At 68.1% G+C, this 14,968-nt stretch carries 13 protein-coding genes; 3 read left to right on the forward strand and 10 right to left on the reverse strand.

Annotation, left to right across the window (positions count from 1 at the left end; all coding sequences use genetic code 11):
* Positions 1-101: 101 nt before the first annotated feature.
* The gene (locus WS45_RS04210; RefSeq protein WP_059698383.1) at positions 102-1,523 is read left to right on the forward strand and encodes an aminotransferase-like domain-containing protein; all 1,422 of its coding nucleotides are present in this window, start codon (positions 102-104) and stop codon (positions 1,521-1,523) included.
* A 67-nt stretch (positions 1,524-1,590) separates the two neighbouring features.
* On the opposite strand, the gene WS45_RS04215 is transcribed toward WS45_RS04210, so the two are convergent.
* From WS45_RS04215 to WS45_RS04245, 7 genes are all read right to left on the reverse strand, one after another.
* The gene (locus WS45_RS04215; protein ID WP_059533918.1) at positions 1,591-2,832 is read right to left on the reverse strand and encodes a mechanosensitive ion channel family protein; all 1,242 of its coding nucleotides are present in this window, start codon (positions 2,830-2,832) and stop codon (positions 1,591-1,593) included.
* A 298-nt stretch (positions 2,833-3,130) separates the two neighbouring features.
* Positions 3,131-4,585 (reverse strand): DHA2 family efflux MFS transporter permease subunit, encoded by a 1,455-nt coding sequence (locus WS45_RS04220; RefSeq protein WP_059698385.1) that lies wholly within the window; start codon positions 4,583-4,585, stop codon positions 3,131-3,133.
* Positions 4,582-5,145 (reverse strand): isochorismatase family protein, encoded by a 564-nt coding sequence (locus tag WS45_RS04225; RefSeq protein WP_059698388.1) that lies wholly within the window; start codon positions 5,143-5,145, stop codon positions 4,582-4,584. Before WS45_RS04225 ends, WS45_RS04220 begins: the two co-directional genes overlap by 4 nt.
* Before the next feature lie 67 nt (positions 5,146-5,212).
* The gene (locus WS45_RS04230; protein WP_059698390.1) at positions 5,213-5,668 is read right to left on the reverse strand and encodes a MarR family winged helix-turn-helix transcriptional regulator; all 456 of its coding nucleotides are present in this window, start codon (positions 5,666-5,668) and stop codon (positions 5,213-5,215) included.
* A 93-nt stretch (positions 5,669-5,761) separates the two neighbouring features.
* Entirely contained in the window at positions 5,762-5,998 is a 237-nt protein-coding gene (locus tag WS45_RS04235; protein WP_059533907.1) for a DUF7661 family protein, read from the reverse strand.
* Positions 5,999-6,044: 46 nt separating this feature from the next.
* Positions 6,045-7,118 (reverse strand): serine hydrolase, encoded by a 1,074-nt coding sequence (locus WS45_RS04240; protein WP_059698392.1) that lies wholly within the window; start codon positions 7,116-7,118, stop codon positions 6,045-6,047.
* A 197-nt stretch (positions 7,119-7,315) separates the two neighbouring features.
* Positions 7,316-7,552, reverse strand: coding sequence for a hypothetical protein (locus WS45_RS04245; protein ID WP_082721833.1), 237 nt, complete (start codon positions 7,550-7,552; stop codon positions 7,316-7,318).
* A 93-nt stretch (positions 7,553-7,645) separates the two neighbouring features.
* Here WS45_RS04245 and WS45_RS04250 point away from each other — a divergent pair, with 93 nt between their 5' ends.
* Complete coding sequence (locus WS45_RS04250; protein WP_059698396.1) at positions 7,646-8,521, forward strand: LysR family transcriptional regulator; 876 nt, start codon at positions 7,646-7,648, stop codon at positions 8,519-8,521.
* A gap of 71 nt (positions 8,522-8,592) precedes the next feature.
* Entirely contained in the window at positions 8,593-8,877 is a 285-nt protein-coding gene (locus WS45_RS04255) for a hypothetical protein (protein WP_059534015.1), read from the forward strand.
* A 71-nt stretch (positions 8,878-8,948) separates the two neighbouring features.
* On the opposite strand, the gene WS45_RS04260 is transcribed toward WS45_RS04255, so the two are convergent.
* The 3 genes from WS45_RS04260 to WS45_RS04270 form a co-directional block, all read right to left on the reverse strand.
* Entirely contained in the window at positions 8,949-9,695 is a 747-nt protein-coding gene (locus WS45_RS04260; protein WP_082721834.1) for a transporter, read from the reverse strand.
* Positions 9,696-9,762: 67 nt separating this feature from the next.
* Positions 9,763-12,534 (reverse strand): magnesium-translocating P-type ATPase, encoded by a 2,772-nt coding sequence (gene mgtA / locus WS45_RS04265; RefSeq protein WP_082721835.1) that lies wholly within the window; start codon positions 12,532-12,534, stop codon positions 9,763-9,765.
* 717 nt (positions 12,535-13,251) lie between these two features.
* Positions 13,252-14,904, reverse strand: a complete 1,653-nt coding sequence (locus tag WS45_RS04270) for a S8 family peptidase (RefSeq protein WP_059698400.1) — start codon at positions 14,902-14,904, stop codon at positions 13,252-13,254.
* Between the last annotated feature and the right edge of the window lie 64 nt (positions 14,905-14,968).

A 14,968-nucleotide genomic window follows, 5' to 3' on the forward strand; every position in this document is an offset into this window, starting at 1 on the left:
CTGTGTGTACACCTTTCATCTTCAAAAAAGAGTACAGTTGCGGCCAGTCAGGTGGTGGCGGCCGCAACTGTGTTGTCGAAGGGATGTTGAAAGGGAGGCGCGTGAAGCGTTACGAACAACTGGCCGACGATCTGCAGGCGCAGATCGAGCGCGGCGTGTACCGGCCCGGCGAGCGGATTCCGTCGGTGCGCCAGGCGAGCCGGCAGCAGCAGCTCAGCGTCACGACCGTGCTGCGTGCGTATCTCGTGCTCGAGAGCCGTGGGCTGATCGAGAGCCGGCCGCAGTCGGGCTACTTCGTGCGGGCGCGGGCCACGGCGCCGGCGCAGGCCGAGCTGCACATGTCGGCGCCGACCGCCGAACCGTCGGCGGTGGACGTGAGCCGGCTCGTGCTGTCGACGCTGCGCTCGATCGCGCGCGACGACGCGGTGCCGCTCGGTTCGCCGTATCCCGATGCGTCGCAGTTCCCGGTGCAGCGTCTCGCGCGCTACGCACAGGCGATCGGCCGGCGCCGCACGCGCTGGGGCGTGATCGACGACCTGCCGCCCGGCAACCAGGAGTTGATCCGCCAGATCGCGCGGCGCTACGCGGAGCGCGGGATCCCGGTCGAGCCGGGCGAGATCGTGGTGACGATCGGCGCGACGGAGGCGATCAACCTGTGCCTGCAGGCCGTTGCAAAGCCCGGCGATACGATCGCGGTGGAGTCGCCGACGTTCTACGCGATGCTGCATGCGATCGAGCGGATGGGTATGCGCGCGCTCGAGGTGGCGACCCATCCGGGCGACGGCATCGATCTTGACGCGCTCGAACGGATTCTCGCGCGCGAGCGTATCGCCGCATGCATGGTGATGCCCAATTTCCACAATCCGCTCGGCTTCCAGATGCCCGATGCGCGCAAGCGCGCGCTCGTCGAGCTGCTCGCGAAGCATGACGTGCCCGCGATCGAGAGCGACGTCTATCACGAGCTGCATTACGGCGACACGACGCCGAGCGCGCTGAAGTCGTACGACCGCGACGGCCTCGTGCTGCATTGCGCGTCGTTCACCAAGAGCCTGTCGCCGCGCTACCGGATCGGCTGGGCGATGCCCGGCCGCTACCGCGACCAGGTCGAGAAGCTGAAATTCCTGAACACGCTCGCGACGCCCGCGATCGAGCAGCTCGCGATCGCCGAATACCTGAAGCACGACGGCTACGATTTCCACCTGCGGCGGATGCGCAAGCAGTATGCGCAGCAGGCGAGCCTGATGAGCGCGATGGTGCGGCGCTTCTTCCCCGAAGGCACGCGATTGTCGCAGCCGCAGGGCGGGTACGTGCTGTGGGTCGAGCTGCCGCCGCAGGTCGACGCGATGAAGCTGTATGCGCGCGCGCTCGCGCAGGGGATCACGATCGGGCCCGGCCACATGTTCTCGGCGACCGCCGATTACCGGCACTTCATCCGGCTCAACTACAGCTATCCGTGGTCGCGGCAGATCGAGGACGCGTTGAAGGTGGTGGGGCGGCTCGCGGCCGAGTGCGCGGGGCGGTGAGCGGCGCCACGCGCGCCGCGATGCCGCGTTGCCGGCGGCGACCCGTTGCAGGCCGCCGCGGCAAGCCCTAGCGCGCGTGCGGCGCCGACAGTTCGGCTTGCGCCGCGCCGGCCATCCGGCGCATGTCGAAGCCCGACGGATGCTGGTACACGCGCAGCCCGAACTCGGGCAGCACCGCGATCAGGTGATCGAACAGATCGGACTGGATCGCCTCGTAGTCGACCCAGGTCGTCGTGTCGGTGAAGCAGTACAGTTCGAGCGGAATGCCCTCGGCCGTCAGCGGCAGCTGGCGCGCCATGCAGGTCATGTCGCGGCGGATCCGCGGATGGCCCTTCAGGTAGTTCGCGACGTACGCACGGAACGTGCCGAGATTCGTCAGCTGGCGGCGGTTCGCCTGGCATTCGCCGGCCGCGCCGAGCGTGCCGTTCCATTGCGCGATCGCATCGACCTTGTCTTCCAGGTAGTCCTTCAGGAGCGTCAGGCGTTCGAGCCGTTCGATCTCGTCGTTGCCGAGAAAGCGCACGCTCGTCGCGTCGACGAACAGCGCGCGCTTGATGCGGCGCCCGCCGGCCTCGGTCATCCCGCGCCAGTTCTGGTAGCTCTCGGTGATCAGCTTCCAGGTCGGCACCGTGATGATCGTGTGATCGAAGTTCGCGACCTTGACCGTGTTCAGCGTGATGTCGATGACGGTGCCGTCCGCGCCGGCCGATGGCATCGTGATCCAGTCGCCGATCCGCAGCATGTCGTTCGACGACAGTTGCACACCGGCGACGAGGCCGAGCAGCGTGTCCTTGAAGATCAGCATCAGCACCGCCGACATCGCGCCGATGCCCGACAGCAGCAGGCCGATCTGCTTGCCGGTCGCGTCGCCGATCACGACGAGCGCGGCCGTGATGAACATCACGAGCTTGACGAGCTGCATCGCGCCTTTCAGCGACAGGCGCGGCTGGTCGCGCCGGCTCGTGCGATGCGTGTGCTCGAGCGCGGACAGCGTCGCGCTGATCGTCATCGACACCAGGAACACGATCAGCGCGAACAGCACCTTGTCGGCGGCTTGCGCGGCCACGGCGGGGATGCCGGGCACCGCGCCGAGGCCGAGCTTGATCACGACGAACGGCACGATGCGGTTCAGCCACTTGAATGCGCCGAATTCGAACAGCGCGTCGTCGATGCGGGTGGCCGACAGCCGCGCAAGCCGCGCGACCACGCGGAACAGCAGGAAATGGGCCGTGGCCGTGATCGCGCCGGCGGCGGCGACCAGGATGAGGATACCGACGAGCGGCGCAAACCAGGATTCGTTCAGGGTCATAAGGTCAGGCAGGGTCCTTCTCGTGTGTTGAATCTGCGCCGCGATGCGGCGTGCGCCCGATGAAGGGCACATGTAAGGGACCGTGATTGTGCCATCGGGTTCCGGCCGGATGTCGCGCACGCATGACGTAGGGCTCCGGAACATTTTCAGCGTTACGTCGGACTGCGTTGTTTTCATGCCGCGCAGCACGTTGCGCGTTTGGCATGCAGTGCCCGCGGGGGGCACGTGTCGCGCGGCGGCGAGCGGGGAGGAACGCGCAGGTCCGGTCGACCATCGACACGGGCAGCGGCGTCTGCATTCACCGCGAACCGACCCGCGCGGCCCCCGCCGGTCGCCCGCCCGCGCCGCTCGACCATCGCGGCAGCCGCAGCGTCGTCACGAAGCTCGCCGCATGCAGTGCGCAAAGCAGGCCGAACGCCCACGCGTAGGCGGCTCCATGCATGCCGCCCGTCGACGCGGATTCGACCTGCAGCCGCCACGCGAGAAACAGCGTGCACAACGTCGTGAACGTCGGGCCGCCGAGGCGCTGGACGATATTGAGCGACGTCGTCGCCATCGGCAGGTTGCGCCGCTCGACCGACGCATACGCGGCGGAAATCGACGGTGCGCCGATCGCGCTCTGGCCCATCCCGCGCAGAAACAGCGCGGGCACCAGCACGTAGGGATCGTAGCCGGCCAGCGCCAGATACACGAACGACAGCGTTGCGGCGAGCGCGAGCAGCGCGCCGGCGGCGGCCAGCCGGCGCACGCCGAACCGGCCGGTCAGCGCGCCCATCGAAGGATAAGTGACGAGCATGCCGAGTCCGAGCGGCGCCAGCAGCCAGCCCATCTCGCCGGGAGAGCGGCCGCACGCTTCGATCAGGAACACCGGAATCAGCATCTGGCCCGCGTAGATCGCGCCGTTCGACAGGAACTGCGTCGCAGCGGCCGCGCCGAATACGCGCGAACGAAACAGCGCGAGATCGATCAGCGCATGCTCGCCTTTGCGCCGCTCGACGCGCAGGAACGCGGCGAGCAGCAGCACCGAACCCGTGATCGCGGCGATGCCGGGCACCGCGTCGATGCGCTCGGCGCCATACAGGAACAGCACGAGCGCCGGCGACAGCAGTGCGAGGCCGACCCAGTCGAGTTCGCGCCGCTGCGTTTCATCGCGGTCGCCGGGCAGGAACCGCACGGCCAGCGCAAGCGCCAGTGCACCGACCGGCAGATTCACGAGAAACAGCCAGCGCCACGAGGCGTGCTGCAGGATCGCACCGGCGACGACCGGCCCGAGGATCGGTGCGATCAGCACGGGCACCGCCGCATAACCGATCACGCGCGCCATCTGCTGGCCGGCCACGCGCGCGATCATCATCTGCGCCATCGGCGCGAGCAGCCCGCCGCTGACGCCCTGCAGCACGCGGAACGCGATCAGCGACGGCGCGGACCACGCGAGCCCGCACAGCGCCGACGTCAGCGTGAACGCGGAGAAACACCACAGGTACAGCGCCTTCGCGCCGATCCGGTCGACCAGCCAGCCGTTCAGCGGCAACACCAGCGTGAGGGCGAGCAGGTAGCCGCTCGTCACCCACTGGATCGTCGACAGGCTTGCGTGCAGATCGGTCGCGAGGCTCGCCAGCGATACGTTGACGATCGTCGCGTCGAGTTGCGACAGCAGCGAGCCGAGCGTCGCGACGGCGCTGACTTTCCAGATCGACGGATCGAGCCGGCCGGCCGCATGGCCCGGCGCCGGCCGAGCGCGTTTGTCGCTCACGCGCCGCGCCGGTCGAGCAGCGCGAGGATTGCTTGCGTCGGACCTGTCTCGCCCAGGCGCGGGAACAGCCGTTCGACGCTGTTCGTATGCGCGTCGGCGTTGAGGTCGGTCATCGCGTCGACCGCGAGCGTCACGTTGTAGCCGAGTTCGTGCGCCTGGCGGGCCGTCGATTCGACGCCGATGCTCGTCGCGATGCCGGCCAGCACGATCTGCGTGACGCCGGCGGCTTTCAGGTGCGCGTCGAGACCGGTGCCGGTAAACGCACCCCAGGTCTTCTTCGTCACGAGATGGTCGCTTGGCTGGCGGTTCAGTTCGGGCAGAAGATCGGCCCAGTCGGCGGGAAGGGCATCCAGACGCACCTGCTGCTGCGTGCGGCCCGGCGCGCTGCCGGCGACGTTGACGAGCACGACCGGCAGGCCGCGACTACGGAAGGCGTCGAGCAGCGCGCGCGTCCGTTCGATCACCGGTGCGACCGGGTGAGCGGTGGGCAGCGCGACGATGCCCTTCTGCAGGTCGATGACGACGAGTGCCGTTTGCGTGTCGAGACGGGTCGTGCTCATGGCGTGATGCTCCGTGAAGTGGGCGAAGGAAAGCGTGCGCGCGGATGCCGCGCGGCACGCACGCAGGTCATTGCTCGCCGATGCGCCGGATCAGCAGAATCGCGGCGGCGAGCGTGCGGATGTCTTCGGGGGCGAGCTTCTCGATCGCGGCACCGAGCCACTTGTGCTTCGCGGTGTCGCGCTTGCGACGCGCCGCGAGGCCGGCCGCGGTCAGCATGAAGAGGATCTGGCGGCCGTCGGTCGGATGAGGCTCGCGTTCGACGAGCCCGTCTTCCTCGAGGCTCGCGAGAATCGCCTTCATCGACTGCGGCTTCATCGCCTCGGCGCGGGCGAGATCGGCGGTCGTCATCGGGCCTTGTCGTTCGAGCCGTGCGAGCGCGCTCGTCTGCGACATGCCGAGCCCTTCGGATTCGATCTCGGAACGCAGCCGACGGATCAACTGGCCGACCGCGAGGGTCAGATCGGCGGCGACGGTATCGGCGGAAACGCCGGGTGTGCGCGGTGGTGTCATGCGGCGAATCATAGAATACGACAGTTTAACTTGCAAGTTTGGCTGTCGAATTTGGCGGGCGTACGAGATGTGCGGTGTGTCGGTGCGGTGGGAGTGGGCAGCGCGTTACGCGCGGCGCGGCGACGGAATCGGCACGACGTCGTTGTACTTCGGCGATGCATTCTCGTGCAGCAGGTCGCCGAGATATTGCGCGAGTTCGTCCGCGGCGAGCGCGGACGGAATCTGCAGGTTGGCCGGCCGTCGCTTGCCGTCGGTGCCGAGATCGAACACGGTCCAGCGGCCGTTCGAACGCACGACGGCGAGCAGGCGTCCGAATGCGTTGAAACGGTATTCGTCCTGCATGGCATCGCTCCTTCGTGGATGAGCGCGCGGGCCGCGCGCGTCGTGCTTACTGGATCGAGCAGGCCAGCCAGCGATGGATCTTCAGGGCATCGCTCGACACGCCGGCGCGCGTCGGCGCGCCGAGCAGCACGACCGTTTCGCGGCGCCCCTTCACGTGCATGCGCATGACGACGCCGTGCCCCGATTCGTTGATGAAGCCGGTTTTCTGCAACCGGATCGGCAGGCGGCCGTGGCGGACGAGCGGATCGGAGTTCACGTACAGCAGCTCGCCGTCGCCGGCCTGCACGGTGGTCGACGTGTCCGTCGAGAAATAGCGGATCAGCGGATCCTGCGCGGCCGCGGCGACGAGCCGCGCGAGATCCTCGGCGGTCGACACATTGTGCGGCGAGAGGCCGGTCGGTTCGCGGAAATGCGTATGACGCATCCCGAGCCGGCGCGCCTCGCGGTTCATCGCCTTCACGAACGCGGCACGGCCGCCCGGATAGTCGCGGCTCAGCGCGGCGGCCGCGCGATTTTCCGACGACATCAGCGCGATATGGAACATCTGGCGGCGCGACAGTTCGGCGCCGATCGGCAGCCGCGAACCGGTGAACTTGATCGTGTCGCGGTCGCGCGAGGTGACGCGCAGCACGCCGTTCAGCGGACGGTTCGCGTCGCGCGCGACGACGGCCGTCATCAGCTTCGAGATCGACGCGATCGGCCGCACCGTGCGTGCGTTGCGGGCCAGCAGCGGCGTGCCGGAGTCGACGTCGAGCACGTAGGCCGCGCGCGAGTGCAGCGAGCGTGCCGCGCGCGGGCTATAGCCGCAGCTTGCGAGCAGGCGCGGCTTCGCGGCGGGGCGTGGGCGAACCGCATTCGTGCGTTTCGCGCGCCGCTGCGGTGCGGGCGCCGCGTGACGCTTGACCGCTTGATGCTTCACGCGCGGGCGGCGATGCTTGACGGCCTTGTGCTTGCGGGGAGCGGGCTTTTTCTTGACGACTTTCGCATGCGCATGCGCATGCGGCGACGCGGTGCGATGCGGCTGCGCGGACGCGTTCGTCGCGAACGCGAGTGTCAGGAACGAGAGGACGATGATCAGGGTGGTCCGGGCGCGAGGCAGGCGCGCGATGAGGCCGGTCAAGCGAAAGTCTCCTTTTCTCGCGCGTTGCGGCGGCGCGAAATGCGTGGGCGGTCAGCGGGTGCGGGAAATTATAAGGTCGATCGCGTGGCGATGACGATGGATGTGCGCGCAATGATGCGTGATGCGCGCGGATTCCTGCGGTTTTTTTGCGGAGGATCGAACGCGTGCGTTCGGCGGCGGGCGCCAGGTGTCGCGATTCAACGCGGCCAGTTCCGCCGCGACACGACCGCGAAGCTGATCGCGATCGAACCGGTGACGGCACGTGGCGGCACGTCGTCCAGCGCATTGCCGAAGCGCAAGCGGCGGCTGCGGCCGTCGGCGCGTGCGGTGCGACGCCCGGGCGCCGGCGCGTCGGGCCCGGCATCGCTTGCGCCGGCGACGACCGTGTCGCACGACTCGTCGGTCAGGCACTCGGCCGCATGATCGAAAGGCATGGTGGGTAACTCCGAAAGGGGCGTTTCCGTATTGAACGTCACGCCATTCGATCAGTAAAATGAATGTTTCGATCGATACGATTCCTTTGAAGAATGGAATTGAAACTGCTGCGCACTTTCCTGACGGTCACCGAACTCAGCCATTTCAGCCGTGCGGCCGACACGCTGCACATGAGCCAGCCGGCGCTGAGCAAGCAGATCGGCGCGCTCGAGGCGAGCCTCGGCGGCAAGCTGTTCGAGCGCGGGCGGCACGGCGCGGAGCTGACGCCGTTCGGTGAACGCTTCCTGCCCGACGCGCAGGCGCTCGTGCGCGACGCCGACGAGATTCTCGCGCGTGCACGGGAGGCGACCAGCGGGCAACGCGGGCATTTGCGGCTCGGCATCTGCCTGTCCGTGCTGACGCTCGTGCCGAAACTCGTCGCGGAATTCCGGCGCCGCAATCCGGGCATCGCGGTCACGCTGAGCGACCTGTCGTCGTCCGAGCAAACTCGTCGGCTCCGCGCGGGCAAGCTCGACGCGGGGTTCCTGCGTTTGCCGTCGGATGACGGATTGTCGTCGTTCAAGGTGATCGACGAGGGGCTGGCGCTCGCGGTGCCGCCGCACCTCGGCTTCAAGCGCGTGCCGGCCGATCTCGACGTGCTCAACGAGATCGGCTTCATCGCGCTGCAGCGCGCACGCGGCCCCGGGCTCGCCGCACAGATCGACCGGTGGTGCGTCGAGCGGCGCTTCGTACCGCAGGTCACGCAGCAGGCGGAGGACGTGCAATCGGTGCTCACGTCGGTCGCGGCCGGGGTCGGCGTCGCGTTCATTCCTTCGCGTGCGCAGTATCTGCTGCGCGACGCGACCGTATTGCCGCTCGCCGGCAGGGACGCGAAATGGCGCGTCGGGCTGGCGTGGCTGTCCGGCCGCGACGATCCCGTGACCACGCGTTTCGTGTCGTTCATGCGCGCCGCGATCAAGGGCGCGTGACCGGGCGTATAGTGTCCGCGATTGCATCCTTCCCGAATGCCGGTCCCGCGCCGGCTCGCGAACCCGAACCGATGACTTCAGAATCCGACGACGCCCCGCTCGATCCCGCACTCGTTGCGACGCTCGCGACGCTGCATGACGCCGCGACCGATCCGTCCGGCAGGACGTGGTCGCTGCCGAAAATCGCGAAGCGCACGCAATTGCCGATGAGCACGCTGCGCCGCGTGCTGACGCAACTCGACGCCGCCGGCCTGAGCGCGACGACGCTGAACGACGATGGCACCGGCAGCGCCGCATTGACCGAAGCGGGGCGCGCCGTGTGCGCGCAACTGTTCGGCGCGAACGACGGCAAATGAGAAAACGGGCCGCCCGAAGGCGGCCCGTCGCGGTGGGTCAGACATGCGGCGTCGGCCGCATCGTCACGGCATCACCACCGCGCCGTTACTCCACCCATGACGGAATGACGGTAGGTCTGGTCGTTCAGCCCGTGCCGGTAGCCGATGTCGAGATCGAGCCAGCGCCTCGGCGAGTAGATCGCACCCGCGATCACGAACGCCGGATTTGCGCCGGCCGTGCTTTCGGTGTTGCGCGACAGGCCGATGTCCGCCACGAATTGCAGCTTGTCGGTTGCCTTGTAGAGCGCCGCGGCCGACACGGCCCAGACCGAGCGCAGATCGCCCTGGCGATTCGGCTGGTAGGCGAGGCCCGCATTCGCGAGCAGCGAGAAGCGCGCGACGTCGGCTTGCGCGAGCAGCGTCGCGCCGGTGCCGACACGGCCCGTGCCGAGCCCGCGACCGTCGTTGCCGGTCGGCATCGTCACCTTCGGTTTCAGCGCGAGCGACAGCGGCCCGCGTTCGACGAAGCGCCATTTCATGCCGATCTCGACATCGCCGATGCCCGCGCCGTTTTCGTCGGTGCGCGTTTGCAGATGCGTGTAAGGCGCGCTCACGTAGAGATCGACGTGCTCGCCGAGCCCGCGCGTGAGCGTCGCGTTCCACAACTGATGGCGGCCGTTCTCGTCCTGTTTCGAGGTTTCCTCGCCGTTGAATTCGAACTGCCAGTTCGCATTGCCCTGCGTGCCCGTGTCGTCGCTGACGAGCGGATGCGCCGCGTAGGCATCCAGCGGCGCGAGGAGGGCGCTCGCGGCCGCGCGCGGAAGCATTCTTCTTTTCATCACGTCACCTGTAGTGCGTCGTGGGCGTGCCGCCCATGCGGGCCGGCACGCCGTCGTTCGGAGGGAATCAGAACCACTGCTTGTAGCGACGCACATAGATCGTCTTGACGATCTGCGCGAGCAGGATGTAGCCGACCATCGTCGCGGCGAGCCACAGCCAGTAGGTGCCCGGCAGGTGCATGAAGCCGAGCGAATCCGCGAACGGCGAGAACGGCAGCCAGCAGCCGATCGCGATCGCGGTGAACGTCGAGAGCAGCACCGGCAGCGCGGCCGTGCTCTGCAGGAACGGAATCTTCTGCGTGCGCAGCAGGTGCACGACGAGCGTCTGCGACACGAGGCTCTCGATGAACCAGCCCGAGTTCATCACGATCTGGCCGCCCGAGCCGCCGTGCAGGTGATACATCGCACCCGCGCCGAACACGGTCCACATCAGCACGTAGGTCGTGATGTCGAATACCGACGACGTCGGCCCGACCCACAGCATGAAGCGGCCGATGTTGCCGGCTTCCCACTTGCGCGGCTTCTTCAGGAACTCCGGATCCATCTTGTCCCACGGCAGCAGCATCTGCGACGTGTCGTAAATCAGGTTCAGCACGAGCAACTGGGTCGCGAGCATCGGCTCCCACGGCAGGAACGCGCTGGCGACGAGCACCGAGAACACGTTGCCGAAGTTCGAGCTGGCCGTCATGTTCAGGTACTTCAGGATGTTGCCGAACGTCTCGCGGCCCTTGATCACGCCTTCCTCGAGCACCATCAGGCTCTTTTCGAGCAGGATGATGTCGGCGGTTTCCTTCGCGATGTCGGCGCCGCTGTCGACCGAAATGCCGACGTCGGCGTCGCGCAGCGCGGGTGCGTCGTTGATGCCGTCGCCGAGGAAGCCGACCGTGTGGCCGTTCGCCTGCAGCGCCTTCACGATGCGCGCCTTCTGCAGCGGCGTGAGCTTTGCGAACACCGTCGTGCGTTCGACGAGCTGCGCGAGCGTCGCGTCGTCGAGCGCCTCGATTTCAGCGCCGAGCACCGGCTTGCCCGGTTCGAGGCCGACCTGGCGGCACACCTTCATCGTGACGGTCGGGTTGTCGCCCGTCAGCACCTTCACCGACACGCCGTTCTCGCGCAGCGCGGCGAGCGCCGGCGCGGCCGATTCCTTCGGCGGATCGAGGAAGGTCAGGAAGCCGCGCACGACGAGGTCGCGCTCGTCGGCGGTGCGGTACTGTTCGCGTTCGTCGCCGCGCGGGATCGCGCGGGTCGCGAGCACCAGCACGCGGAAGCCGTCCTCGTTGTAGGCGTTTGCCTGTTCGAGCAGCCGCTTGCGCGCGACGAAGTCGAGCGGACGCACGCCATGCTCGTCCTGCACGTGGGTCGATACCGCGAGCATTTCCTCCACCGCGCCCTTGCAGATCAGCAGGTGCGCGCCGTGCGTGTCCTCGACGACGACCGACAGGCGGCGGCGCACGAAGTCGAACGGCAACTCGTCGATCTTCCTGTAGCCCTGCGGCTTCACTCGCTCGCCGATCTCGTCGGCGCGCGCGACCACCGCGATGTCGATCAGGTTCTTCTGGCCGCTCTGATGGAAGCTGTTCAGCCAGCCGAGCCGCAGGATGTCCTCGTTCCGGTGGCCGGACAGGTCGAGATGGTGTTCGAGGATGATCTTGTCCTGCGTGAGCGTGCCAGTCTTGTCGGTGCACAGCACGTCCATCGCGCCGAAGTTCTGCACGGAATTCAGCCGCTTCACGACGACCTTGCGGCGCGCCATCGCGATCGCGCCGCGCGCGAGGTTCGCGCTGACGATCATCGGCAGCATCTCGGGCGTGAGGCCGACGGCCACCGCGAGCGCGAACGTGAGCGCGCTCAGCCAGTCGCCCTTGGTCAGGCCGTTGATCATGAACACGATCGGCACCATCACGAACATGAACCTGATCAGCAGCCAGCTCACGCTCGCGACGCCGCGGTCAAAGCTCGTCTCGATGCGCTTGTGGCTCACGACGTTGCGCGCGAGCGATCCGAAATACGTGTCCTCGCCGGTCGCGACGACCACGGCCGTCGCGGTGCCGCTGACCACGTTGGTGCCCATGAAGCACACGTTCTCGAGATCGAGCAGCGATGTCGACGCGTCGTTCGCCGCGCCCGGCGCGCCCGCCATGCCCGCGTGGGCCGACTTGCCGGCGACCGCGCCGAGCGTGTCGTACTTCTCGACCGGCAGCGCTTCGCCGGTCAGCACGGCCTGGCTGATGAAGAGGTCGCGCGACGCGAGCAGACGCACGTCGGCGGGGATCATGTCGCCGGCCGACAGATGCACGATGTCGCCGACCACCACTTCGCGCATCGGCACCTCGCGGCGCGCCGGCTCGGACGTGTCGGTCACCGCGCGCTGCACGGTCGCCGTCGTGCGGACCATCGCCTTGAGCTTTTCGGCCGCGCGCAGCGACCGGAATTCCTGCACGAAGCGCAGCAACGCGCTGATCGTGACCATCGCCAGCAGGATCGTCATGCCGACGTAGTCGCGATCGTCAGGTGCCGCGAAATAGACGTCGGTGAAGAAGCTGATCGCGGCCAGCACCAGCAGCACGTAGACGAACGGATTGTGGAACGCATGCAGCAACTGACGCGTCCAGTGCGGCGGCTTGTCGTGCGCGATTTCATTCGGGCCGTCGTGCTGCAGACGGTCGGCGGCCTGCCCGTAGGTGAGGCCGCGCATGCTGGTATGCAGCGACTTGAAGGTTTCTTCGAGCGGGCGGGCCGCTTCCTGCGCGGCGCGCATGGCACGCGGTTCGTTCTGCTGACCGGGGCCGGCGTTGATGAAGCCGCGCTGTTTCTTTTGCGAGGTGTTTCGTTGTGTCATGAATCGCTCCTTGCGCACGCGGCGGCGGGCGGGAAGCGACCGTGACGTTATCGACGCACGAACGCTTCCCGCCGCGTCGCGCCGGGCGCGATCGGCTGTGGATCGGTGAAGGGAGGAAGGCTCGCCGGCGCGCGGAGTGCGGTCCGAGGGACGAAGCGCGGCGTCGCGCCGGCGAGCGGTAATCGACTACTGTCGTCTGAGTTCATCTGCACTCCTGTCGGTTGCGGGTGGACGGCACGGGCGATCGATAGCCGCGCACGCGTGAGGGCGCGCGGCCGGACGGCACGCGAACGGAACACGCACGCAGCGTGCGCTGCGTGCGGCGCGAACGTATGCGCGCGGCAACGCACGGTTGCGCAGCGCGAACGTTCGGCGATATCGAAAAAATCGGCGGGGGATTCTGGCCGGTCAGGCCGGAAGGGCGCCGCATCCTGCTTCCCGGGATGCGGCAGAAGACGAGGCTCTGCGCGGTTTCCTCAGGCAGCAGTCAAGTTGGTCGAGGACCAACTACAACTCGCATCGGTGTTCACAGAACACTCCATGTAATCAGACGGGGGCGATGGTAATGGGTCGTCGTGCGAAGCGTCAACCCTTTTTCCGCCCTTTTTTCGGGCAGTTCCTGCAATACGCCGGTGCGACGACGCTGGCTTCGCGGACGAAAAAAACGCGCGCATGCCAGGCAGGCATGCGCGCGATTGCGTCGAGGCGACGTACCGGCTACTGCGTGGACGCCGTGACGGCAGCGCCTGCATCCGCGATACCGGAACCGGCCGGCAGCGCGGTGCACGACGTGCTGGCCGGCAGCATCGCCGCGCGTGCGCCGCCTTGCAACTTCTGCTGGATCTGCGCGGGCGTGAGGTTGCCGTTCACCGACAGCATCAGCCCGACGATGCCCGTCACCTGCGGTGTCGCGAGGCTCGTGCCGCTCGCGGTGCCGTACGTGTCCGTGCCCGGTGTCGTCTTACCGCTATTGGCCGTCGACAGGATGTTGACGCCCGGCGCGCTCAGCGCGACGTCGGAGCCGAAGTTGCTGAACGACGCGCGGCGCCCGGTTGCGTCGGTCGCGGCGACGGTGATCACGCCGCGGCAGTTCGCCGGCTGGTCGAGCGCGGTCGACAGGCCATCGTTGCCGGCGGCGACGACGACGGTCACGCCCTTCGCATTCACATCGTCGATCGCCTGCTGGAACGTCGCGCTGCACGCGCCGACGCCGCCCAGGCTCAGGTTGATGATCTTTGCGGGATTCGGGTTCGTCGGCACGCCGGCGACCGGGATGCCGGCTGCCCAGCGCATCGCGTCCGCGATGTCGCTCGTCTTGCCGCCGCACTTGCCGAGCACGCGCACCGGCAGGATCCGGCCGAGCCACGACACGCCGGCGACGCCGATGCCGTTGTTGGCGGCGGCGCCGATCACGCCCATCACGCGCGTGCCGTGCCAGCTGCTGGCGCTCGGCTCGCTCGCGCAGTGATAGTACGGGCCGCTGGTGTCGTCCAGTTCCTGCTGCGTGACCCAGTCGCCCGGATCGGTTGCATCGGTGCCGCGCGCCTGGCCGTTGTTGCTGGTGTTGGCGTTCGAGATGAAGCTGTAACCGGGCAGCAGATTGCCGACGAGGTCGGGGTGCGGCCGGTAGCCGGTGTCGAGCACGGCCGTGACGACGGTCGGCGCACCCTTGGTCCGCGTCCACGCGGGCGGCGCGTTGATGCCGACGCTGGCGTCGGACAGATACCACTGCTGGCCATAGGCGGGGTCGCTCGGCGTGTCGCGGATTCGCATCGGGTGATCGGGTTCCGCGTAGTCGACGTCGCCGTCGGCCGCGAACGCCTGCGCGAGCGCCGCCGCGTCGTCGGATGCGATGCGCTGGCCGATGGACAGCACGGCCGCGCCGTCCGACAGGGTTCGCTCGACCTGCACGTTCAGCGGTGCCTGCGATGTCGTCACGGCGGCATACGTCCGTGCGGCGCCGGTCGACGTCGGCGCTGTCCAGCGCGTCATCGAGCGCTGGATCACCGCGTCGAGCCGCGTGCCGGTGTCGAGGGCCGCCATCGCGCGCGCGGCAGTCGGCGTCTTCAGCCGGACGATCAGGTGATCGACCGGCGGCTCGATGGGCCCGGCCGTCTGGGCGGCCATCTGCACGGCGGCCTGCTGCGTCGTGCATGCATTGCTGCCGCTGGTCGGGGGCGGGGTCGTCGGGGTTGGGGAGGGCGCCGGCGAGGGGGCCGGCGCTGCGTTGGAAGAAGACGGATTGCTGCCGTCGCCGCCACCGCCGCCGCAACCGGCGATCGGAAGCAGGGCCGCGGCAGACAGCATGCCGGCGAGCATGCGCGCATGAGCGGAGCGGGCCAGCGCGAAATCGAATCGTTTGGCTCTCATGGTGAAACTCGATCCTCGTAGATGACCGTCGTGCTGGCGGTCGTGCCTGCCCGGCGTAAACCGG

The organism is Burkholderia sp. RF2-non_BP3, assembly GCF_001522185.1.
Lineage (GTDB): Bacteria > Pseudomonadota > Gammaproteobacteria > Burkholderiales > Burkholderiaceae > Burkholderia > Burkholderia diffusa.

Excerpts from the sequence above, each read along its gene's own strand:
- WS45_RS04225 (WP_059698388.1), bottom strand. The coding sequence starts at position 5,145 with ATGAGCACGACCCGTCTCGACACGCAAACGGCACTCGTCGTCATCGAC.
- WS45_RS04255 (WP_059534015.1), top strand. The coding sequence starts at position 8,593 with ATGACTTCAGAATCCGACGACGCCCCGCTCGATCCCGCACTCGTTGCG.
- WS45_RS04215 (WP_059533918.1), bottom strand. The coding sequence starts at position 2,832 with ATGACCCTGAACGAATCCTGGTTTGCGCCGCTCGTCGGTATCCTCATC.
- WS45_RS04250 (WP_059698396.1), top strand. The coding sequence starts at position 7,646 with ATGGAATTGAAACTGCTGCGCACTTTCCTGACGGTCACCGAACTCAGC.
- WS45_RS04245 (WP_082721833.1), bottom strand. The coding sequence starts at position 7,552 with ATGCCTTTCGATCATGCGGCCGAGTGCCTGACCGACGAGTCGTGCGAC.
- WS45_RS04235 (WP_059533907.1), bottom strand. The coding sequence starts at position 5,998 with ATGCAGGACGAATACCGTTTCAACGCATTCGGACGCCTGCTCGCCGTC.
- WS45_RS04270 (WP_059698400.1), bottom strand. The coding sequence starts at position 14,904 with ATGAGAGCCAAACGATTCGATTTCGCGCTGGCCCGCTCCGCTCATGCG.
- WS45_RS04230 (WP_059698390.1), bottom strand. The coding sequence starts at position 5,668 with ATGATTCGCCGCATGACACCACCGCGCACACCCGGCGTTTCCGCCGAT.
- mgtA (WP_082721835.1), bottom strand. The coding sequence starts at position 12,534 with ATGACACAACGAAACACCTCGCAAAAGAAACAGCGCGGCTTCATCAAC.
- WS45_RS04260 (WP_082721834.1), bottom strand. The coding sequence starts at position 9,695 with ATGAAAAGAAGAATGCTTCCGCGCGCGGCCGCGAGCGCCCTCCTCGCG.